Source organism: Pandoraea fibrosis (assembly GCF_000807775.2).
Classification (GTDB): Bacteria; Pseudomonadota; Gammaproteobacteria; order Burkholderiales; family Burkholderiaceae; genus Pandoraea; species Pandoraea fibrosis.
This window is the reverse complement of the sequence record NZ_CP047385.1, coordinates 1,569,458-1,590,174: the sequence shown is the minus strand read 5'-3', so window position 1 is coordinate 1,590,174 and position 20,717 is coordinate 1,569,458. Positions and strand designations below refer to the sequence as shown.

Below are 20,717 nucleotides of genomic sequence, written 5' to 3'. Positions count from 1 at the left end.
TTCTCCGTGTCCTCTTCCCGATAGCCGCATCACCGACTATCGCACTGCATCATGCTGAGTCTTGCCATCGCCCTCGTCGTGTCGTTTGTCGCGACGCTGCTGATCGTGCGCTACGCGCACATCCATTCCCGCTTCTCCGGCGATAGCGATGTCGCCGGGGTGCAGAAGTTTCACGTGCGCCCGGTGCCACGCATCGGCGGCGTCGGCATCCTCATGGGCCTGCTCGTCGCCGCGACGGCGCTGGGTGTCTCTTACCCCAAGGTCTCGCGCGATATTCTGCTGCTCATCGCCTGCGGCCTGCCCGCGTTCCTTTCCGGCCTCATCGAGGATTTGACCAAGAAGGTCACGCCGACGGTCCGCCTCCTCTGCACCATGTTCGCCGCCTTGCTGGCATGGCTCGTGCTCGACATCCATGTCACCCGCATCGATATCGGCGTGGCCGACCGCGTGCTGATGCTCGCTGCCGTCTCGGTACCGCTCACCGTGCTATGTGTTGCCGGCATGGCCAACGCCGTCAACATCATCGACGGGTTCAACGGGCTCGCCGCCATGGTCACCATGATCATGTTCGCCTCGCTCGGCTATGTCGGCTTCCAGGTACAAGACCCCGTCGTGCTCACCACGTCGATGATCATGGTGGGCGCCATTCTCGGTTTCTTCATCTTCAACTTCCCCGGCGGACTGATTTTCCTGGGCGACGGCGGCGCCTATTTCCTTGGCTTCATGCTGGCCGAGATCGCCGTGTTGCTGGTCATGCGCAACCCGCAGGTCTCGCCGTGGTATCCGGCCCTCATGGTGATTTACCCGGCGTTCGAAGTCTGCTTCTCGATCTATCGCAAACGCTTCGTGCGCGGCATCTCGCCCGGCATTCCCGATGGCGTACATCTGCACATGCTCGTGTACAAGCGACTGATGCGCTGGGCCGCCGGTGCGCGTACGGCAAGCGCCTTGACGCAACGCAACTCCTTGACCTCACCGTACCTTTGGCTGCTATGCTTGCTGGCAGTGATCCCGGCGACGGTTTTCTGGCGACATAGTCTGGTGCTAGCGCTGTGCTGCATCGCCTTCATGGCGACGTATGTCTGGCTGTACCTCCGTATCGTGCGCTTCAAAGCACCACGCTGGCTGATCTACAAGAAATGAACGACCACGGGGGGTGATGCACCGAAGGTGAGTCGCCACGGCACACAACATCCCCCGGATCGGGACAACAAGACAAGACAGCGCCACCTACGCGATGCGTGACATCTATGCCATCGGCGACCTGCAAGGTTGCCAAACGTCGTTTGAACAACTGCTCGCACGCCTGCCCGGGGATGCGGATCTCTGGCTCGCGGGCGATCTCATCAATCGCGGCCCGCGTTCGCTCGACACGCTGCGTCAGGTCATCGCGCTGGGCGATCGCGTCACGGCCATCCTCGGCAATCACGATTTGCATCTGCTGGCGGTGGCCGCAGGGGTGCGTCAGGCCCATGGCAGCGACACCATCGACGACATTCTCAGCGCCCCCGACTGCGACGCCCTCATCGACTGGGTTCGCCATCAGCCGCTTGCACACCTCGCGCATGGCCATCTGATGGTGCACGCGGGCGTGCTGCCGCAATGGGACGCCACGCAGGTCATCACGCTCGCGCGTGACGTAGAGACACAATTGCGCGGACCGGACTGGAAAACGTTCCTTTCGCGCATGTTCGGCAATCAGCCCGATCAGTGGCAGCAGGGATTGAGCGACGAGGATCGCCAGCGTCTCACCATCAACGCGCTGACCCGTATGCGCTTCTGCACGGCAGACGGGCGCATCGACTTCAAGATCAAGGAAGGTGCCGATGCCGCGACCACCGAGCTCAAGCCGTGGTTCGATGCGCCGGGCCGCCGCACGGCCGATGTCACCGTGGTGTTCGGTCACTGGTCGGCGCTCGGTCTGGTCATGCGCGAGAACGTCCTCGGACTCGATACCGGCTGCGTCTGGGGAGGCAAATTGACGGCGGTGAAGCTCGCCAGCGTCCCTGCCGAACGCGAGCTGATTCAGATCGATTGCCCGCAGATTCGCGATCCTTTTGCGCTGGCCGACGCCAAGAAGCGCGCCAAGATGAAGAAGGCCGATAAGGCCGAAGAGGCCTTCAAAGCTGCAAAAGCCGAGAAGATCGGCAAGGGCGCACGCAAGCTCGACAAGACCGATAAACCCGCAAAAGCCGACAAGACGGCGAAACGCAAAGGCGAATGAGGCGGGACTTGCCCCATCCGCTCACGTCTGTGCCTCACGTCTCGATCAAATAAAAAACGGCGCATTCACGCGCCGTTTTTTGTTCCGCCAGACTTCGCGTCAGGCCTGAACCGCCTGTGCGGCATCGCCCTCTTCGTCACCCAAGACCGCATCGCGCGAACCGACCGAACCACTCTGCGGAAGCACCACTTCCGGCAGGAAGGCCTGCAACGCGTCGCCAACGGCTTTCTGCGCGCCGAGCGCGAACTCGCGTCGATGCTGCCCATCCCTCGGATATTGCGGCTCGCCGACCGACAGTCGTACCGTCATCGGCGGTGCGCGCAGAATCATGTCGATGGACTCGATCAGACTCATCTCGCCAATGTAAGCCGGGGCCATCGTATGGCGTCCGCTCGACGCATCGGTGTAGAACAGGCAAAGCGGCTGCACGGGCTTCCCGGTACTCACCGGGGCTTGCAGCAGGTTGGCGTGAAACGGCAACAGGCTACGGCCATCCGTCGTCGTGCCTTCCGGGAAGACCGTAATGATGTCGCCGTCACGCAGACAATCCGACAGGTAGTGCATGATGCGGCGCGCATCGGCGCGGCGCTCACGTTGCAGGAAAATCGTCCGCGTCTGCACGCACAGCCAACCGACCAGCGGCCAATGGCGAATCTCGGCCTTCGCGACGAAGCGCACGGGTTGCCACGCATTGATCGCGAAGATGTCGATCCACGACACGTGATTGCACAGAAGCATGACGCCGCTGTCGGGCAACGCCGCGTGTTGCTCGACTTCCAGACGCATGCCGCACAGCTTCAGCAGCTTCTGCGACCACGCGCGAATGCGGCGATGCTTCGCCGCCTCGGTCAGAAACGGGAAGCACAACAACGCAGTGAGCAGACCGCGCGAGAGGTGCAGACCGAGACGGAGTTTTTTGATCAAGAGCACGGCAATCGCATCCTAAACGGCAGGGGCTTCGTGCGCCACGCGGCCACCCACCAGCGTGAGACGTACGCGCCCCGGCAATTCGTATCCCAGAAACGGGGTGTTATGACCGGCGCTGCGCAAATTCGGCGCGGCCACCGTCCAATGCGCCAACGGCGCGAATACACAAACATCGGCTGGCTGTCCCGGCGCAAGACGGCCAGCCCCCGACGCGACTTGCGCGAGACGCTGCCCTGGCGAGTGCGTCACACGCGCCAACGCGTCGACCAGCGGCACGCGCGACTCCTCGGCCCATTTCAGCACCAGCGACAGCAACAACTCCAGCCCGCTTGCGCCCGGCGAGGCTTCTGCAAATGGCACCAGACGGGCATCGGCAGCCAGCGGCGTATGGTCGGAGCAGATGGCGTCAATCGTACCGTCTCGCACCGCATCCCGGATGGCCTCCCGGTCGCGCTGGCCTCTTAGCGGCGGATCGAGCCGGTACTGGACATCAAAATAACCGATGTCCATGTCCGTCAGATGGAGATGGTGCGCGGCAACGTCGCACGTCACAGGCAACCCCTCGGCCTTTGCCGCACGCACGATCGCCAACCCTGCGGCAGACGACAGACGACACAGATGCACTCGCGTACCCGTGGCGCGCACGAGTTCGAGAATCGTATGGAGCGCAATGGTCTCGGCAACGACGGGAATCCCGGCAAGGCCAAGGCGCGATGCGACGGCCCCACTGGCCGCCACGCCACCGGCAGCCAACGCGGCATCCTGTGCGCGTAGCCATACCGTCAGTCCGAACGTGCCCGCGTATTGCAACGCGCGCAGCAACGTGCGGGGGTCGGTCATCGATGCGTTGGCCTGCGAGAGTCCGATGCAGCCCGCCTGCGTCAACTGCGCCATTTCCGTGAGTTCGCGCCCAGCGAGGCCAACGCTCAGCGCGCCCAGCGGATGGACTTGCACAAGATGAGCCGCACGAGCACGTAATTGCAGCATCTCGACAAGGTCGGGCTCATCGAGCACGGGGTCGGTATCCGGCGGGCAAACGACGCGCGTCACGCCACCGGCGAGTGCCGCCGCCGCTTCGCTGGCTGCCGTCACTCGGCGCGCGGCCAGATCGACGAGTCCGGGCATGACCACCAGCCCCGTCGCATCGAACACCCGTTCGGCCGTGAAATCGGCGGGTGCCTCGCCCAGCGCCCCGATATGACCGTCGGCGATGAAAACGTCCTGAACCCGGTCGGTTCGCGTCGCGGGATCGATGACACGGCCACCCTTCAGATGCAATTTCATGCTGCGCTCACCCGTGGTTTGCGGCGACGATGCTCATCACCGCCATGCGCACGGCGATGCCGAACGACACTTGTTCGAGAATGACCGAGTGCGGGCCATCGGCCACCGCCGAATCGATCTCCACGCCGCGATTCATCGGCCCCGGATGCATGACGATGACGTCCGGCCTGGCCAGTGCCAAGCGCTCGGGCGTCAAGCCGTAATACTTGAAGTACTCGGCCGCCGATGGCAGCAACGCACCGTTCATTCGCTCGTTCTGCAACCGCAACATAATGACGACATCGACATCGCGAAGTCCTTCGTCCATGTCGTGAAACACACGCACGCCGAGTTGTTCGAGTCCGGTGGGCAGAAGCGTACGCGGACCGATCGCGCGCACTTCCGGCACGCCCAGCGTAGTGAGCGCGTGAATATCGGAACGCGCCACCCGCGAATGCAGAATGTCGCCGACGATGGCGACCGTCAGGTTCTGGAATTCGCCCTTGTGATGGCGAATCGTGTACATGTCGAGCAAACCCTGCGTGGGGTGCGCGTGCCGTCCGTCGCCCGCGTTGATGACATGCACATGCGGCGCGCAATGCTCGGCAATCAGGTATGGCGCCCCCGACTGCGCGTGACGCACGACGAACAGATCCGCATGCATCGCCGACAGGTTGCCGATGGTGTCGAGCAATGTCTCGCCCTTGCTCGTCGACGACGCGTTGATATTCAGATTCAGCACATCGGCCGACAAGCGCGCTGCGGCGATCTCAAACGTCGTTCGCGTACGCGTGGAATTCTCGAAGAAGAGATTGAAGACCGACTTGCCGCTCAGCAGCGGCACCTTCTTGACGTCCGCATCGTTCACGCTGACGAACTGCGTGGCCGTGTCGAGAATGTGCATCAGCACGGCGCGCGGCAATCCTTCCACCGTCAGCAAATGCTTCAGTTCACCGTGACGGTTGAGCTGGGGATGGCCACGTCGGCCGAGAATTCCGTTAGCCATACAGGGGAGATGCCTTGCCAACGCCGCGTGGCGCGACGTCGCTCAGAAAACTGCGGGGCGCGATGCCCGCCGGGAGGTCAGGCAGGCACATGCTCGTCGAAATACTGCTGAAGGATGATGCGGGCGGCTTCGGCGTCGAGCGATGTCTTTTGGGACAGCTTGACGCCCGCCTCGGCCAGCGCTGCCGCAGCGGCGACCGACGAGTAGCGTTCGTCGACCCACACGACCGGCACGTCAAATCGCCCGTTGAGTTGATTCCCGAAGCGCTTGGCTTGTTGGGTCATCGCGTGCGGCGTACCGTCCGGATGACACGGCAGCCCGACGACGATCAGTTCGGGTTGCCATTCTGCAATGAGCTTGCCGGTCTCGGCGAAGCGAACTTCGCGATTGAGATTGGCAAGAACGGTGAGGGCGCGAGCCTCGCGCAACAGGAGATTGCCGATCGCCACGCCGATCCGGCGCTCGCCGTAATCGAAGGCGAGTACCGTGGCACTGCCAGCCGTCATGCGTGACCTGCGTCGGCGGAGAGCATCGACGACGTCACACCCAGCAGTGCCAGCGCGGCGTCGAAGCGTTCGGCCGGCGGCACATCGAATACGATGCCCGGGTCAGCGGCGACGGTCAGCCAGCCATTGCGGCCGATCTCGTCTTCCAGTTGGCCGGCGCTCCAGCCCGAATGCCCGAGCGTCAGCAGAAAGCGATTCGGCCCCTGTCCATTGGCCACGGCTTCGAGCACGTCTTTCGACGTCGTCATCTCGAGGCCACCCGGCACCGACAGCGACGAGCTATACGCCGTGCCGGTCGACTCGTGCAGCACGAAACCGCGCTCGGTCTGTACCGGACCGCCGAAGAACACCGGTTGATGCGCCAGTGGATCGATTTCCAGCTTCAGGTCGAGACGCTCGAACAGCGACTGCAAATCAATGTCGGTCGGACGATTGATGACCAGCCCGATCGCGCCTTTTTCACTGTGCTCGCACAGGTACACGACGGTGCCGGAAAAGGTCGGATCGGCCATGCCGGGCATGGCGATAAGGAACTGATTCGTGAGATTGATACGGTCGTTCGGCATAGGGCCAAAGTTTATCGGAACCTGTTTGACGGTCTGCCGCGCGGTGTCGCACTCCGCAGCAGGGGCATGGCCCCCGCGCGGGCTCGCAGCACCTGCCTGCGGCCGGTCAGCGGACGAACTTTTTCCGCATCGTGGTACGGCGATCGGCCGCCAAAGGCGACCTTTGCGCCGACTTTATCACGGAACGTCGCGCCCGGTGACGAGCCGCTGTCCGAACACGCTGGCGTCCAGCGCGCGCTCTCGCCACATCGCCATGTCGGCGATCAGGTCAGGTCGCGATTCGGGGTACGTGTCGGCCGCGAACTGGTGAAGCATGCCGCGCAACGCCTTGACGGTCATCGCAAGCGCTGCGGGCCCGCCCGGCTCCGCTGGCGGCGAAGCCGCAAGTCGCTCGCCCGTGGCGGCGACCGCCGCCGCAAGCCGCGCAACCGGAGCCAGTCCGATCGCCGCAGAGTATTCCGCGACCTTGGCGGCCACCGCAGGATCGTTCAAATTCGGAAGTGCCTCATCGGCGAGGCTGAGAAACGTTTGGCAAACGTCCTGCCGCACCGCCAACGGGCCGATGCGCAGCCAGTCGCGCGAGCTATTGCCCGCGCCCTGCTTCTGCGCCGCCTGTGCAGCATCCACCAACGGCTCGGGCAAATGACCGGGACGGCGCAGCACGCCGAAGTCGGCCAGCAACGTACCCAACCAGCTATCGGGGGCCTGCGCATGCCAGGTGGCGAGGGCTTCGAGCAGATCGTGCCCTGGCACCGCCTCGCCGCCGCCCTTCGCGCCTGTGCCCGCCGCGGCGGACGATGCGCTCTGAACGTCTCCCGGCGCACTCGGACGCGTCAATTGCTTACGCAGCGCCAGATTCATCCGCCCGATCTGGCGTTTGTCGGCCAGACTCAGCGGGGCACGCGCAAAGCGCAGCCACGCGGCGGCCAGACGCCAGTAGTCGAGCGGTGCCGTCGCCCCGGCGCGGTGGAGGTCGGCGGCAAGATCGGCCAATTGCGCGAGCGCCGCCGTGGTATCGGTCGCCTCCGCATCTGGACGCAACAGGCGCAGCAGAACGCGTTCGACGTCGGCACGCAGCGGTGCAGTGCCAACGGGCAGCCCATGTAGTCGCGGCTGTGCCACCACCCATCCCGCCATCCGAAGCTCGCCCGGCGACGGGGCGCCGGACCAGTTCTCAGAAGGCGCGGCGGCATCCGTCGATGCGGGCGTGGCGGCAGGGATGGCCCCCGCCTGCCAGATGTCGCGCTCGAACCGGCGCAGCGCGTTGCGCTGTGCGTCCTGGCCGCCCGGCTCCCCATATGCCGCCTCGGCGATCGCCTGCACAAGACGCTCGCCGTGCAGCGCCCAGTCGGCATGACCGCTCGACTGGAGCAGACGATTGGCGCGCCGCAACGGCCCAAGCGCAGCGGCGGGACCGTTGGACCAGGCGTCGGACGCCTCGGTCAGCGCTTCGGCCACCTCGGGCAGACGCCACAAGGGGGTCGTGTCACGCGTCTCGCGCGTTGCAGTTCCGGGGGTGTTGATGGTGGTGTCGGAAGGCGTTTGCGGCGTCACCATAGGCCATCTCCTGGCCGTGCGGCCGGTCTTCGTGAATTCGGGCGGGAAATCCGCCGCGTCACCGGCCGGGCCGATGGCCGGGCGGATCGTCGAGCGCTGTGCCGCACCCGGGGCTTAACGGCGTTGGCAGGCATCGGGGAGCGCGGCAAACACGCGGGCATCTCGGAGAAATGGCGGCTGAGCCGCCCATCCTCAGATTTGCACCATCTCGAAGTCTTCCTTGCGCGCGCCGCACTCGGGGCAGGTCCAGTTGATAGGCACGTCGTCCCAGCGCGTGCCGGGCGCAATGCCCTCGTCGGGCAAACCTGCCTCTTCGTCATAAATCCAACCGCAAATGAGGCACATCCAGCTCTTGTATTCCATTCTTTCTTCAGCGACGAGCGTTCCGTTACAATGGCTTGTCAACCGCTTCGGGTCCCGCCGGCAGAGATGTCGTGCGGTGTTGTGGGAACCCTGCCGGGGCATTGTCCGGACAGGGGGTGCCCACGGCGCTTTTCAGCGCTCCGAAACGGGCATTTAAGGCGTGATGGTACCAACGAACCCAAGGCCTGACCAGATCGCCGTCTATCCTGCCTCCATGCACACTGAATCCCCTCCCATTCTTCTGACCTTCGGGCTCTCCGACCCCACCTCGGCAACCGGCGTCCAGGCCGACCTGCTGACCTTTGCCAGCATGGGTGGCTACGGCGTGTCGGTGCTGACCGGCTACTCCTCTCAGGACTCACGCGCGTGCGATGAAGTGCAGCCGATCGATCCGGACTGGATCGCCGATCAGGCGCGCATGCTGCTCGAAGACATGCCGGTCGCCGCCTTCAAGGTCGGCAGCACGATTAACGCCGAAAATGTCGCCGCGATTGCCGAGATCGTGGCCGATTACGACGAGACGCCTCTGGTCGTCGCGCCCGACTTCGGGCTGGCGGGCGAGCATCTGCTCTCGGCCGACGAGTTGCGCGAGGCCACGGCCAGTCTTCTCGTACCGCAAGCCAGTGTGCTGGTCGTGAGCCCTGCCAGCGCCGTGGCCCTAGCGCAGACCATCACCGAAAACGAGAATATCTCGCTCGACGAAGCGGTCTCCATCCTGCTGGAAAACGGTTGCGAGTTCATCTTGGTGAGCGACAGCAACGCACCGCAATTCACGCACACGCTGTATGCCGATGGCGGCGTCGTTCGCGAAGACGCCTGGGACCGCCCGCCGCACAATGTGGCTGGCGCCATGGACACGCTGGCGGCAGCCGTCACGGCCATGCTCGCCAACGGCCTTGCCGTGCCCGAGGCCGTGCGCGAAGCACAGGAGTATTTGCAGCAGGTGCTGGAAAATGCGTTCCGCCCCGGCATGGGACGCCATTTCCCCGACCGGTTCTTCTGGGCACGCAGCGAAGAGACCGATCAGGAAAGCGACGCCCCCGAAGCCTGAACCTCCGGCAGGAAATGCCGCAAAACAAAACGCCCGCGAGTATCGCGGGCGTTTTGCTTGGCTAGCGGGGGTTCAGCACGCCATCGGCGTGGCTACGACACGCGCGACTTGCCTCGCAGAGGCACCATGGCATCGTCGTCGGCATCGCCCTTCGGCCGTCCCCACACCTCGATCACTCGCTTGACGAACGGCGCCAGATCGTCGCCCTGCGCTCGCAACATGCGCACGAGTGCCGCGTACTGCCCCGGGAAGATCGCCGAGTTGTAGTTCTTCAGACGGCGAATGTCTTCCAGTGCCTCGTCGTCGCGTCCGGCGATCGCCAGCAGCACGATGTAGCGTTTGATCATCGTCGGCCCTGCACCCAGCGCCAGCGCCTCGCGATGCGCTGCCAGCTTCTCGTCGAGTTGATCCCGGCTCAGGAGCAAGGCGCCCGTGACCGCGTAATCGCCGTAAGGCGCAAAGAAGAGTGCCGGATCAGTGCGGTACGTGTCGATCTTGCCACTCCGATACGCCACCTCGACCCGTTGGTAGTCCTGGAAGAGCCAGGGAATCGCCACGCACGCAAACAACAGGATCACGCCATGGATGGCGCCGGTCGCCGTCGACGAAACGCTGTCGATCTGCTTCGTCTCGCAAAAACCCAGCAGGAACAATGCAGGCAGCAGGAAGAACGCGTAGTGCTGCGGATACTCGAGCATGGCATGGATGGCGAGCATGCCGAGCAGAACGAACGCGAGCGCGATCGGCGGCGCCTTGATGCCGCGCACAGCGCGCACGAACCAGAACGCCAGCGGCACCAGTACCGCCAACGTGCCGATAATGCCGGTCTTCGCGAGCAGGTCGATCAACACGTTGTGGGCGTTGTCTGCCATTTCGACCGGGCCGAGCTTGTCGACGAGAGCAAACTGAGCGTCGATGTAGTTCGACCAACCCGCCCCAAGCCACCAGTGCCCACGGAAGATCGCCAGACCGTACTCCCACAGGTTCAGTCGCCCCGTCACCTGACCGGCCTGCTGCATGCGGGCCACAGCGCTGCCGTCGAGTTGCAATCCCCAGGCCACGTTCGCCCAGCCGACGAACATCGTCACCAGGGCGAGCAACGGCAGGATCGCCACCGGCACGAACCATCGCATCGACCGGCGCATGTTGCGTGTCGGCTCGGCACGCTCCATCCACACGAGCCACAATCCCGATGCCGACAGCAACGCCAGTTGCAGCCACGGCGTGCGCGACCCGGTCAGGCAGATGCCGATGTCGAACGCGGCGCATGCGATCAGCCAGAGCCACGCGGGTAGCTTGCGGAGATACCAGAGATAGAAGGCCCCTGCGCTGGCGAGCGACAAATACGTCGCCAGATGATTCGGCTGGTACATATTGCCGAACAGTCGCCTGGCCACCGTCACGGTGTACCTGGCCACCAGCCAGGGCACGTTGCCTTCCAGATGAAACGCCTGCACGACCTGCGCACCCACTGCATACAGTCCTCCCAGCGTGAGCGCCACCGCGCTCCATCGCATGAGGGCATTGCGCCAGCCAAGTTGTGCGAGCCAGAACCCTGCATTCACTGCCACGATCATGGCCACGCCATAGAGCAGCGCCGTCATCATCAGTTGCGGCAGCTCGGTCGGCATGACCGCTCGCTGCACCAGGATGACCGCCACGAACGCAAGCGGCATCCAGGTAACGCGCGGCATGCGCAGCACCCGCCCATCGCGCTGCCACACGGCAATCATCGCGAGCAGGCCGAGCACACCAAAGAGCGAAAACGTCAGCGCTTCCGAGTAGAACGTGGAAATCGGGTAGGTGTGCTTGACGAGGTTATAGGGCAACGCCCAGATCAAGGCTACCGTGAGCCCGATCAACGAAAGAAGCAGAGGAGGAAACAAGATCGCCGCCGTGCAGTGCACCGGTTGGAAGATGCGCAAGCATAACGAAAAATGGCCGCCCGAGGGCAGCCATTTCATGCCTGACGCACGTCAATACGCCGTCATGGAATCCGTCATCGCGGCAGATCGCGGTGCGTGACGATGTGCGACATGTCACGACCGTCCGCGAACGGGATTCAGGCCGCCTTGGCCAGCGGGCCGCGACACTCCTGCGGCGCCAGCTTACCCGGCAAAGTCGCCCCGTTCGGCGCCCCTTCACGGCCCTGGGCGTAACACGTCCACACGATCTGGCCTTCCGGTGCCTTGCCGACCGTCAGCGCCTTGGGCGCACCATCGACGCCGGCACTCGTCGGCACCAGCACGAGCGCACCATCGCCCGCGCGTTGCGTGTAGGCGACGGTCACGTTGCCACTCACCGAGTCGATGCTCACCGAGTTCACGTTATCGGTCGCGCTCGGCGCCTGCCAGCCGCTGTTGAACGGCGCGCCATGCATGGCGTTCTCACTCACGAGTGCCTTGGCCGAGGCAGCAACGCCCAACCCTTCGACAACGCGTGCGCGCACCAGATAATTCTGCAGATACGGAACCCCTGCCGTGACCAACACGCCAATGATCGCCAGCACGATCATCAGCTCGATCAGGGTAAAACCCCGGGATTTGGCGATACCGGTGGTCCGGTGGCCGAAACGACGCATTGTGTAACTCCCTGCGAAAGCAATAAAAACAAAAGGGACATCGGGGGGAAGTGGGCGGAGTATGCCACAGCCCCAACGGCGAGCACCCTGCCGTAGATCAAAATCGGGCGGAGCCGTACAGGTGGAGAGAATCGTCCTAATCCAGGGCAGGACGATTCGTCCGATCGAGGGAGTGATTCCCCCGAAAAGTCACCATCGACCGAGAACCATGATCCCGGCAATGGACTCGATTATTCCGAAGAGGTTGCACGCAATTGACGTGCCTCGCTGCGTCGCTTGAGGATGAGCCCTACCACCACGACCAGCACAGCACCGATGGCGCACGCCACGTAATGTGTGTATTCGGCGGCCGCCCCCGGCAAATGCAGCAGGTGCCCGATGCCCGGGTCCGAGACGATCAGACCGCCCGCGATCCAGCCGAGCAGCGCCGCACCGGCGATGATGATGAACGGAAACCGGTCGAGGGCCTTGAGCACCAGTTGCGAGCCCCAGACGATGAGCGGAATGCTCACGAGCAGACCGAAGATCACGAGCGGCAATTGATGATGATCGGCGGCACTTTCTGCCGCACCGGCAATCGCGATCACGTTATCGATGCTCATCACCAGATCGGCCACGATGATGGTCTTGATGGCAGTCCAGAGCTTGTCGGCCGGCTTCACACTGTCGTGAGCGTCATGGTCGGGCACCAGCAGCTTGGTCCCGATCCAGAGCAACAACAAGCCCCCGAGCGCCTTAAGGTACGGCACCGCGAGCAGCGTCACGGCGAACGCGATCAGGATCACGCGCAACACGATGGCGCCAACCGTCCCCCACATGATTCCCTGCAACCGTTGCTTGGCCGGCAGGTTGCGGCAGGCCAGCGCGATCACCACGGCATTGTCGCCACCCAACAGGATGTCGATCATGATGATCTGCAGGACCGCGGCCCAGTTCAGCTCGGCAAAAAACGCAAGCATAGCGGGAATATCCTCGGGAACGAATGAAGCGAATGACTTGGGAATTGCAATAGCAAAAAAGGGAGCCCGATGTTCCGGGCTCCCTTTTCCTGACCGATTACACGCTCGCCGGTTCCGACGGCCGTGATGCGGTCATCCGGCGGGAATTACAGCGCAGCCTTGAGCAGGCGGCCCATTTCCGACGGATTACGGGTCACCTTGATACCGCAGGCGTCCATGATGGCCAGCTTGGCTTCGGCCGTGTCGGCACCGCCCGAGATCAGCGCGCCGGCGTGGCCCATGCGCTTGCCCGGGGGCGCCGTCACACCGGCGATGAAGCCGACGACCGGCTTCTTCATGTTGCCCTTGATCCACTCGGCGGCCGTCGCTTCGTCCGGACCACCGATTTCACCGATCATGATCACGGCGTCCGTATCCGGATCGTCGTTGAACATCTTCATGACGTCGATGTGCTTCAGACCGTTGATCGGGTCGCCACCGATACCGACGGCGGTCGACTGGCCCAGACCCAGGGCGGTCAGTTGACCCACGGCTTCGTACGTCAGGGTGCCCGAGCGCGAGACCACGCCGATGCGACCCTTCTTGTGGATGTGACCCGGCATGATGCCGATCTTCAGTTCGTCCGGCGTGATCACGCCCGGGCAATTCGGGCCGAGCAGCAGGGTCTTGCGACCTTCGCGACGCATACGGTCCTTCACTTCGATCATGTCACGAACGGGGATACCTTCCGTGATACAGATCGCCAGATCCAGGTCGGCTTCAACAGCTTCCCAGATCGCGGCAGCCGCGCCTGCGGGCGGCACGTAGATCACCGACACGGTCGCGCCGGTCTGTGCCTTCGCGTCCTTGACCGAACCGAAAATGGGAATGCCCTCGAAGTCTTCGCCAGCCTTCTTCGGGTTCACGCCAGCGACGAACGCGTTCTTGCCGTTCGCGTATTCGCGGCACATGCGGGTATGGAACTGGCCGGTTTTGCCAGTAATACCCTGGGTGATGACCTTGGTATCTTTGTTGATCAGAATCGACATTGCTTGATTTCCTTCATCCGGTTGCCGGGCAGCATTCGCGCAACCCCTCGGGGCGGCGCGCCGCTGCGGCTTCGACTGTTCTGGTTACTTGCCTGCGGCAGCCGCGACAACCTTCTGGGCAGCTTCTTCCATGCTGTCCGCAGAGATGATCGGCAGGCCGGATTCGGCGAGCATCTTCTTGCCCAGGTCCTCGTTCGTGCCCTTCATGCGCACGACCAGCGGCACCTTCAGCGAGACGGCCTTCGATGCTGCGATCACGCCTTCGGCGATCACATCGCAACGCATGATGCCGCCGAAGATGTTGACCAGAATGGCGGTCAGGTTCGGGTTCTTCAGCATGATCTTGAACGCTTCCGTGACCTTCTCGGTCGTGGCGCCACCGCCCACGTCCAGGAAGTTCGCAGGTTCGCCGCCGAACAGCTTGATGGTGTCCATCGTGGCCATGGCCAGACCGGCACCGTTCACCAGACAGCCGATGTTGCCGTCGAGCGAGATGTAAGCCAGATCGAACTTCGAGGCTTCGACTTCCGCCGGATCTTCTTCGTCCAGGTCGCGGTACGCGACGATTTCCGGGTGACGGAACAGGGCGTTCGAATCGAAGTTGAACTTGGCGTCCAGGGCGGTGACCGTGCCGTTGCTGCTCACGTTCAGCGGGTTGATTTCCGCCAGCGAAGCGTCCGTTTCCCAGAAGGCCTTGTACAGACCTTGCAGGATCGTGCGGGCTTGCGGAATCGAAGCGTCGGGAACGCTGATCTTCTTGGCCAGGTCGTCAGCTTGCGCATCGGTCAGACCGACCGACGGATCGATGACAACGTGGTGGATCAGTTCCGGATGCTTTTCAGCAACTTCTTCGATGTCCATGCCGCCTTCGCTCGAACCCATCATCACGATCTTCTGCGTGACGCGGTCAACCACCAGGCTGACGTACAGTTCGTTCTTGATGTCGGCGCCTTCTTCGATCAGCAGGCGATTGACCTTCTGGCCTTCCGGACCGGTCTGGTGCGTGACCAGTTGCATGCCGAGGATCTGGCCGGCGTATTCGCGCACTTGCTCGATCGACTTGGCAACCTTCACGCCGCCGCCCTTACCGCGACCGCCTGCGTGAATCTGGGCCTTGACCACCCAAACCGGACCGCCGAGTTCTTCGGCTGCCTTCACGGCCTCGTCCACGGAAAACGCCGGAATGCCGCGGGGCACCGCGACTCCGAATTTTCGGAGGATTTCCTTGCCTTGATACTCATGAATCTTCATGCGTGATTCCCTTCTTGCTGAGTTGGAAGTTTGGGTTCGAGCTTGCGAGTCGAGGCACCATCGCGCACCGCTTCTGTTGTGACGGGCGTCGTGGGCTCGTTCGCTCGATCGTTTGCGCGGCCGTTGAACCAGCGCGGGTAAAACCGGCGCACTGCCTCGCCATCAAACCGCAAGGCGTGACAATGTCCGAGTTGGAAAGGAGGCGCCGAACTCTCGGCATCGTTGGCGGCCTTGAGCGCCGTATCGGGGGTATGAATCACCACGCCGGCAAAGGCCTGAATCGCTGCCGTTGGCAGGACACTGCAAAGTTCTGTCAGATGGGTACAACCCGCCGCGCCGCCAAGGCGCTCGCGAACCGCGTGCCGGAAGCCGCGTCGCAGGTTAAGTCCGATCAACTGACGGTATTCGGGGCCGATCTGATCGCAAATGCCGGGATACGGCACCCAGTCCGAGACGGCCTCGGCGTCATGCACCTCGAAGTCCTCATCGATGGTCAGACGCAGCCAAAGCTCGTGAATCGGCGTGCCCTCCTTGCGAAGTCCCGTCGCCAATGCAAAATCCCGATCTTTGTGATCGGTTAGACGGGCTTCGATGTCCCATAGGCCATCCTCGCGCGAATACGCTTCGACAGCGATCGTGCGGCGGTGACGCAAGGTACGAGAGGCAGGCTCAGAGAGCGGCATGCGAGAGTGTGCAATGCATGAACGCAGAAAGATCTTGATTCTAGCATAGGCCACGGCGCACTCTGCCGCAGCGCAACAGAAGCCCGCCGCATAAGGCCGAATAACCCGACCCGGCGGTCGGGTTATCAAAATCACGAGATGGACTGGCGCATGGTGCGACGCCATATCGCGATAACTGTGGCATGACGCGTCACGCGAGATTCATCGTCATGTCACGCCAGCATCCATGCGGCCTGCCAGACGGTGGCGGTCATTGACGCGTTACCGATGAATGCACGCACATCTATCAGGAAAGCGACGCAACGCGCGTTAACAATCGTCCGAAAACTCGTCTGCACCGCGCACGATTTTGCTGATAACGGTACGTGAAAAACCGCGTGAGGCGAGAAAGCGCATCTGCTTGGCTCGAGCTTCGGGCGTGGTAGCGACCTCGCCGAACTTCTTTTGCCATACGACGCGGGCGCGTGCCAGTTCCGTACCGCGCAACTGCTCCGAGAGCACAGCGACCGTCTCGGCGTCGACCTGATGTTGTTTGAGTTCGTTGACGATACGTGTCGTGCCCAGGCGCGATGCGCGCCGGTTCACCACACTTTCCGCAAACCGTTCGTTGGACAGCCAGCGTTCCTGCTCGAGGCTGTCGAGCACACGATCGAGCGCTTCGGGATCCTCGGCATCGGCGAACGGCACGAGTTTGCGGCGCAGCTCCGTCCGGCTGTACTCGCGACGGGCCAGATACGACAGTGCCCGCGCCTTGAGGCTGAGCACGGGTTTTCGTGATCGCTTGACCGAAACGGCCTCGTCACCCGGTGGGGGCGGCGGTGCGTTCGGATCTCGGGGAGGACGGCGATTGATCATGACGTCATCGTGGCGCAATCGGACTGGACTAGAAAAACAAAAACGGCAACGCGATGCCATGTGGCCTCGCGTTGCCGTTCCGAAACGGGGCTTATCAGGCCTCGTCTTCTTCTTCGATCTCGCCGGTTTCGTTGATCGCCGTCACGCCGAGCGATGCACGCACCTTGTTTTCGATGTCGTGGGCAATCTCCGGATTTTCGCGCAGGAATTCACGCGCGTTGTCCTTACCCTGACCGATCTTCTCGCCGTTGTAGCTGTACCAGGCGCCGGCCTTCTCGACGATCTTGGCGTTCACGCCCAGATCGATGATTTCGCCTTCGCGCGAGATTCCCTGGCCGTAAAGGATGTCGAAGATGGCTTCGCGGAACGGCGGCGACACCTTGTTCTTGACGACCTTGACGCGGGTTTCGTTACCGACAACCTCGTCGCCCTTCTTGATCGAGCCGATACGGCGAATGTCCAGACGCACCGACGAGTAGAACTTCAGCGCGTTACCGCCCGTCGTGGTTTCCGGGTTACCGAACATCACACCGATCTTCATACGAATCTGGTTGATGAAGATCACCGTGCAGTTCGTGCGCTTGATGGTGCCGGTCAGCTTACGCAGGGCCTGAGACATCAGACGCGCTTGCAGACCCGGCAGCGAATCACCCATCTCGCCTTCGATTTCGGCCTTCGGCACCAGCGCCGCGACCGAGTCGATGACGATCAGGTCGATCGAGCCCGAGCGCACCAGCGCGTCGGCGATTTCCAGCGCCTGTTCGCCCGTGTCCGGCTGCGAGATCAGCAGCTCAGGCACCGAGACGCCCAGCTTGTTGGCGTATCCGACGTCGAGCGCATGCTCTGCGTCGATGAACGCGCAGGTGCCGCCGATCTTCTGCATCTCGGCCACGACTTGCAGCGTGAGCGTGGTCTTGCCCGACGATTCCGGACCGTAAATTTCGATCACGCGACCGCGCGGCAGGCCACCAACGCCCAGCGCGATGTCCAGACCCAGCGAGCCGGTCGAGACGACCTGGATGTCTGCTTCGACCTCGCTGTCGCCCAGACGCATGATCGAGCCCTTGCCGAATTGCTTCTCGATCTGCGCGAGGGCGGCGGCGAGCGCCTTGCCTTTCTCGGCCGACAGATTGGCAGACCCTTTCTTGCTTTCTTCCATGAATCGTCCTTTGATATGATGAGCGAGACGGCTCGAGTGAGGCGTGAATGCCAGTACTGTATAAAAAACCAGTGCTCTTTGCAAGTGCCTGTTGTCCGAAAGCGCCGAAACGACAAAAAAAGCCGCGAACCACGCGCCGCAACATCACAGGAGACACACCGCTGCCGTCAGGCGCCGGTGCCTACACAAGCCTATCACGCCCATGCGAATTCTCATCGCAGAGGATGACAGCATTCTGGCTGACGCCCTGACCCGCTCGCTGCGCCAGGGGGGCTACGCCGTCGATCACGTCAAAACCGGGCTTGAAGCCGACTCCGCGCTCTCCGCCCAGGCGTTCGACCTGCTGATTCTCGACCTCGGTCTGCCTCGCCTGCCCGGTCACGAAGTGCTGCGCCGCCTGCGCGCGCGCAACTCTCATCTGCCCGTGCTGATCCTGACCGCGTCCGACAGTGTCGATGCCCGCGTCAAGGGTCTCGATCTCGGCGCCGACGACTACATGGCCAAGCCCTTCGCACTGGCCGAACTCGAAGCGCGCGTGCGGGCGTTGACCCGGCGTGGCGCAGGCGGTGGCTCCACCGTGATCCGTCACGGCCCACTCAGCTTCGATCAGGTCGGGCGCACCGCCTACATTCATGAGCAGATGCTCGACCTGTCGGCCCGCGAACTCGAATTGCTCGAAGTGCTGCTGTTGCGCACAGGCCGCCTCGTCTCGAAGGAGCAACTCGTCGATCATCTGTGCGGCTGGGGCGAAGAGGTGAGTAACAACGCCATCGAGGTGTACATGCATCGGCTGCGCAAGAAGATCGAGCCCAGCGGCGTGCGCATCGCCACGATCCGTGGGTTGGGGTATTGTCTGGAGAAGCCGGCCGCCGCGCCTGCCAATGCGGCCTAGTGCGCCGCGTACGGCGCGAGCCGTTCCAGCCTCTTGAGTCTTCCCGTCCGATGCGTCTGAGCTTTCGCCACCATCATCGCGCCACCTCTGCGGCCCCGGACGCCTCGTCTGCCTCATCGCATTCGGCAGACGGCATGCCGGCGCAACGCGGCTCCCCCACACACGCCTCGCCCTCCGACGCCACCGATCCGTTCGACCCATACGCCGATCCTTTCGTGCGCCCAGGCTTCGGCGCGCCGCTCGAACGCGAGGCCGAGCCGCCACCACGCTCGCTCTTCGGCGAGATTCTCGACTGGATGCTCGCGCCACTGCTGCTGCTCTGGCCGATGAGCATTGCCGTGACGTATCTCGTCGCAAAATCGATTGCCAACGGTCCCTTCGACCGGGCGCTCGAGACCAACACCTACGTGCTCGCGCAGCAAGTCCATTCGGATCGCGGACAAGTCACGCTCACGCTCCCCATGCCCGCACGCGACCTGCTGCGCGCCGACGCCACCGACAACGTCTACTTTCAGGTGCTCGGCGCGAAGGGCGAACTCGTGGCCGGCACGGCAGATCTGCCTTTGCCGCATGAAGACGACCGTCCGCAACCGGGTGTCGTCCAGTTTCGCGACGAGAACGTTGGCGGCAACGATATTCGAGTCGCGTTCACCTATGTCGATCTGCCCCGCATGGCGCCACCGGGCAGCATGGCGCTCGTGCAGGTCGCGGAGACGCTCGACAAACGCAGTCAACTGGCGAACGAAATCATCAAGGGCGTGATCCTGCCGCAGTTCGTGATCCTGCCGCTGGCCATCATCCTTGTGTGGTTCGGCCTGTCGCGCGGTCTCGCGCCGCTGCACGCGTTGCAGGAACATATCCGCGCCAGACGTCCCGACGACCTGTCGCCACTCGAAGCGCGTCAGGCGCCGCCGGAGATCGCACCGCTCGTGGGTTCGCTGAACGATCTGCTCGGGCGGCTCGAACAGAACATGAAGCTCCAGCAGCGCTTCATCGCCGACGCCGCTCACCAGCTCAAGACACCGCTGGCCGGGCTGCGCATGCAGGCAGAACTCGCCTTGCGCCAGACATCTCCCGACGAACTACGCCGTTCGCTCTCGCAAATCGCAGTCAGCTCCGAGCAGGCAGCACGTCTCGTCAATCAGTTGCTGGCATTGGCACGCGCGGAGAACAGCGCGAACGACGCCGCCGCGTTCACCCCGGTCAACCTCAGCGTGCTCGCCCGAAGCGCGATGCAGGACTGGTTCCAGGCGGCCTTCGCCAAACGGATCGACCTTGGCTTCGAGGAGCCGCCATTCCCGGTGCATCTGTCCGGGCAACCGGTAATGCTGCGCGAGTTGCTCAACAATCTGATCGACAACGCGATCCGCTACACGCCGGCCGGCGGCAAGGTGACGGTTCGCCTGCGACATGAGGCGTCTGACGGCTTCGTCCATCTGGAAGTGGAAGACACCGGGCCGGGCATTCCTGCGGCGGAGCGTCCGCGCGTTTTCGAGCGCTTCTATCGCATTCTCGGCAGCGACAGCGACGGCAGCGGTCTGGGGCTCGCCATCGTGCGGGAGATCGTGCAGATTCATCGCGGCGACGTGAGCGTGCTCGACCATGTCGACGCCCAGCACCCCGAAGCAACCGGCACGCTCATCCGGGTGACGTTACCGCTCGCGGACGCGCCTATCGAAAACCCGCATGCTTGACGAAAACACTCGAAATACGGTCGATTTCGCACCAAAGTCGAGGGTAAGTCCCTAGCCACGTAAGGTTCGAGTCAGTTTGGCGTCAGACGGCGGTAAGGTTGTCCTCCAATAATCAGTTGCAACGGCCCGGGCACGACCCAGGGGCGTGCTTA

General features: G+C 63.2%; 20 protein-coding genes. 5 read left to right on the top strand and 15 right to left on the bottom strand.

Annotation, left to right across the window (positions count from 1 at the left end):
* Nucleotides 1-51: 51 nt before the first annotated feature.
* Together PI93_RS07100 and PI93_RS07095 are read left to right on the top strand one after the other, a co-directional pair.
* Nucleotides 52-1,143 carry an MraY family glycosyltransferase gene (locus PI93_RS07100; protein WP_039370906.1) on the top strand — a complete coding sequence of 364 codons (1,092 nt, stop codon included), beginning with the start codon at nt 52-54 and terminating at the stop codon, nt 1,141-1,143.
* Between the two features lie 94 nt (nt 1,144-1,237).
* Nucleotides 1,238-2,224 carry a symmetrical bis(5'-nucleosyl)-tetraphosphatase gene (locus PI93_RS07095; RefSeq protein WP_039370909.1) on the top strand — a complete coding sequence of 329 codons (987 nt, stop codon included), beginning with the start codon at nt 1,238-1,240 and terminating at the stop codon, nt 2,222-2,224.
* A gap of 99 nt (nt 2,225-2,323) precedes the next feature.
* Here PI93_RS07095 and PI93_RS07090 read toward each other — a convergent pair whose 3' ends face one another.
* The 7 genes from PI93_RS07090 to PI93_RS07060 all read right to left on the bottom strand — a co-directional run bounded on the left by PI93_RS07090 (nt 2,324) and on the right by PI93_RS07060 (nt 8,412).
* Nucleotides 2,324-3,154 (bottom strand): lysophospholipid acyltransferase family protein, encoded by an 831-nt coding sequence (locus PI93_RS07090; protein ID WP_039370912.1) that lies wholly within the window; start codon nt 3,152-3,154, stop codon nt 2,324-2,326.
* A gap of 12 nt (nt 3,155-3,166) precedes the next feature.
* Nucleotides 3,167-4,435 carry a dihydroorotase gene (locus tag PI93_RS07085; RefSeq protein ID WP_039370914.1) on the bottom strand — a complete coding sequence of 423 codons (1,269 nt, stop codon included), beginning with the start codon at nt 4,433-4,435 and terminating at the stop codon, nt 3,167-3,169.
* 7 nt (nt 4,436-4,442) lie between these two features.
* Nucleotides 4,443-5,420, bottom strand: coding sequence for an aspartate carbamoyltransferase catalytic subunit (locus tag PI93_RS07080; RefSeq protein WP_052240695.1), 978 nt, complete (start codon nt 5,418-5,420; stop codon nt 4,443-4,445).
* A gap of 77 nt (nt 5,421-5,497) precedes the next feature.
* On the bottom strand, nt 5,498-5,926 hold the full coding sequence (gene ruvX, locus PI93_RS07075; RefSeq protein WP_039370919.1) for a Holliday junction resolvase RuvX: 429 nt from the start codon (nt 5,924-5,926) through the stop codon (nt 5,498-5,500).
* A complete protein-coding gene (locus PI93_RS07070) occupies nt 5,923-6,492 on the bottom strand; it encodes a YqgE/AlgH family protein (RefSeq protein WP_039370922.1) in 570 nt (189 codons plus the stop codon). Before PI93_RS07070 ends, ruvX begins: the two co-directional genes overlap by 4 nt.
* Nucleotides 6,493-6,669: 177 nt before the next feature.
* Nucleotides 6,670-8,049, bottom strand: coding sequence for a hypothetical protein (locus PI93_RS07065; protein WP_039370926.1), 1,380 nt, complete (start codon nt 8,047-8,049; stop codon nt 6,670-6,672).
* Nucleotides 8,050-8,241: 192 nt separating this feature from the next.
* Nucleotides 8,242-8,412 (bottom strand): rubredoxin, encoded by a 171-nt coding sequence (locus tag PI93_RS07060; RefSeq protein ID WP_039370930.1) that lies wholly within the window; start codon nt 8,410-8,412, stop codon nt 8,242-8,244.
* 214 nt (nt 8,413-8,626) lie between these two features.
* On the opposite strand from PI93_RS07060, the gene thiD reads away from it, so the two are divergent.
* Complete coding sequence (gene thiD / locus PI93_RS07055) at nt 8,627-9,463, top strand: bifunctional hydroxymethylpyrimidine kinase/phosphomethylpyrimidine kinase (RefSeq protein ID WP_039370933.1); 837 nt, start codon at nt 8,627-8,629, stop codon at nt 9,461-9,463.
* Nucleotides 9,464-9,555: 92 nt separating this feature from the next.
* On the opposite strand, the gene PI93_RS07050 is transcribed toward thiD, so the two are convergent.
* The 8 genes from PI93_RS07050 to recA form a co-directional block, all read right to left on the bottom strand.
* Nucleotides 9,556-11,427, bottom strand: coding sequence for a PglL family O-oligosaccharyltransferase (locus PI93_RS07050; RefSeq protein ID WP_052240696.1), 1,872 nt, complete (start codon nt 11,425-11,427; stop codon nt 9,556-9,558).
* A 98-nt stretch (nt 11,428-11,525) separates the two neighbouring features.
* Nucleotides 11,526-12,044 (bottom strand): pilin, encoded by a 519-nt coding sequence (locus tag PI93_RS07045; protein WP_039370936.1) that lies wholly within the window; start codon nt 12,042-12,044, stop codon nt 11,526-11,528.
* Nucleotides 12,045-12,274: 230 nt separating this feature from the next.
* Nucleotides 12,275-13,003 (bottom strand): TerC family protein, encoded by a 729-nt coding sequence (locus tag PI93_RS07040; RefSeq protein ID WP_039370938.1) that lies wholly within the window; start codon nt 13,001-13,003, stop codon nt 12,275-12,277.
* A gap of 146 nt (nt 13,004-13,149) precedes the next feature.
* A complete protein-coding gene (sucD, locus tag PI93_RS07035; protein WP_039370940.1) occupies nt 13,150-14,031 on the bottom strand; it encodes a succinate--CoA ligase subunit alpha in 882 nt (293 codons plus the stop codon).
* 84 nt (nt 14,032-14,115) lie between these two features.
* On the bottom strand, nt 14,116-15,282 hold the full coding sequence (sucC, locus tag PI93_RS07030) for an ADP-forming succinate--CoA ligase subunit beta (RefSeq protein WP_039370944.1): 1,167 nt from the start codon (nt 15,280-15,282) through the stop codon (nt 14,116-14,118).
* Complete coding sequence (locus PI93_RS07025; protein ID WP_039370948.1) at nt 15,279-15,965, bottom strand: DUF2889 domain-containing protein; 687 nt, start codon at nt 15,963-15,965, stop codon at nt 15,279-15,281. The genes sucC and PI93_RS07025 overlap by 4 nt, the downstream gene beginning before the upstream one ends.
* 309 nt (nt 15,966-16,274) lie before the next feature.
* Complete coding sequence (gene recX, locus PI93_RS07020) at nt 16,275-16,730, bottom strand: recombination regulator RecX (RefSeq protein WP_039370950.1); 456 nt, start codon at nt 16,728-16,730, stop codon at nt 16,275-16,277.
* Nucleotides 16,731-16,914: 184 nt separating this feature from the next.
* On the bottom strand, nt 16,915-17,979 hold the full coding sequence (gene recA, locus PI93_RS07015; protein WP_039370955.1) for a recombinase RecA: 1,065 nt from the start codon (nt 17,977-17,979) through the stop codon (nt 16,915-16,917).
* Nucleotides 17,980-18,181: 202 nt separating this feature from the next.
* Here recA and PI93_RS07010 point away from each other — a divergent pair, with 202 nt between their 5' ends.
* The gene (locus PI93_RS07010; RefSeq protein WP_039370958.1) at nt 18,182-18,871 is read left to right on the top strand and encodes a response regulator transcription factor; all 690 of its coding nucleotides are present in this window, start codon (nt 18,182-18,184) and stop codon (nt 18,869-18,871) included.
* 134 nt (nt 18,872-19,005) lie between these two features.
* Complete coding sequence (locus tag PI93_RS07005) at nt 19,006-20,565, top strand: sensor histidine kinase (RefSeq protein ID WP_039371132.1); 1,560 nt, start codon at nt 19,006-19,008, stop codon at nt 20,563-20,565.
* Nucleotides 20,566-20,717: the final 152 nt, after the last annotated feature.

Bases quoted from the DNA above. Each gene is read 5' to 3' on its own strand.
- PI93_RS07060 (WP_039370930.1), bottom strand. From the start codon at position 8,412: ATGGAATACAAGAGCTGGATGTGCCTCATTTGCGGTTGGATTTATGAC.
- PI93_RS07040 (WP_039370938.1), bottom strand. From the start codon at position 13,003: ATGCTTGCGTTTTTTGCCGAGCTGAACTGGGCCGCGGTCCTGCAGATC.
- PI93_RS07080 (WP_052240695.1), bottom strand. From the start codon at position 5,420: ATGGCTAACGGAATTCTCGGCCGACGTGGCCATCCCCAGCTCAACCGT.
- PI93_RS07045 (WP_039370936.1), bottom strand. From the start codon at position 12,044: ATGCGTCGTTTCGGCCACCGGACCACCGGTATCGCCAAATCCCGGGGT.
- recA (WP_039370955.1), bottom strand. From the start codon at position 17,979: ATGGAAGAAAGCAAGAAAGGGTCTGCCAATCTGTCGGCCGAGAAAGGC.
- PI93_RS07010 (WP_039370958.1), top strand. From the start codon at position 18,182: ATGCGAATTCTCATCGCAGAGGATGACAGCATTCTGGCTGACGCCCTG.
- sucD (WP_039370940.1), bottom strand. From the start codon at position 14,031: ATGTCGATTCTGATCAACAAAGATACCAAGGTCATCACCCAGGGTATT.
- PI93_RS07065 (WP_039370926.1), bottom strand. From the start codon at position 8,049: ATGGTGACGCCGCAAACGCCTTCCGACACCACCATCAACACCCCCGGA.
- ruvX (WP_039370919.1), bottom strand. From the start codon at position 5,926: ATGACGGCTGGCAGTGCCACGGTACTCGCCTTCGATTACGGCGAGCGC.
- PI93_RS07085 (WP_039370914.1), bottom strand. From the start codon at position 4,435: ATGAAATTGCATCTGAAGGGTGGCCGTGTCATCGATCCCGCGACGCGA.
- PI93_RS07100 (WP_039370906.1), top strand. From the start codon at position 52: ATGCTGAGTCTTGCCATCGCCCTCGTCGTGTCGTTTGTCGCGACGCTG.
- PI93_RS07095 (WP_039370909.1), top strand. From the start codon at position 1,238: ATGCGTGACATCTATGCCATCGGCGACCTGCAAGGTTGCCAAACGTCG.
- PI93_RS07070 (WP_039370922.1), bottom strand. From the start codon at position 6,492: ATGCCGAACGACCGTATCAATCTCACGAATCAGTTCCTTATCGCCATG.
- sucC (WP_039370944.1), bottom strand. From the start codon at position 15,282: ATGAAGATTCATGAGTATCAAGGCAAGGAAATCCTCCGAAAATTCGGA.
- PI93_RS07050 (WP_052240696.1), bottom strand. From the start codon at position 11,427: ATGAAATGGCTGCCCTCGGGCGGCCATTTTTCGTTATGCTTGCGCATC.
- PI93_RS07005 (WP_039371132.1), top strand. From the start codon at position 19,006: ATGCCGGCGCAACGCGGCTCCCCCACACACGCCTCGCCCTCCGACGCC.
- thiD (WP_039370933.1), top strand. From the start codon at position 8,627: ATGCACACTGAATCCCCTCCCATTCTTCTGACCTTCGGGCTCTCCGAC.
- PI93_RS07025 (WP_039370948.1), bottom strand. From the start codon at position 15,965: ATGCCGCTCTCTGAGCCTGCCTCTCGTACCTTGCGTCACCGCCGCACG.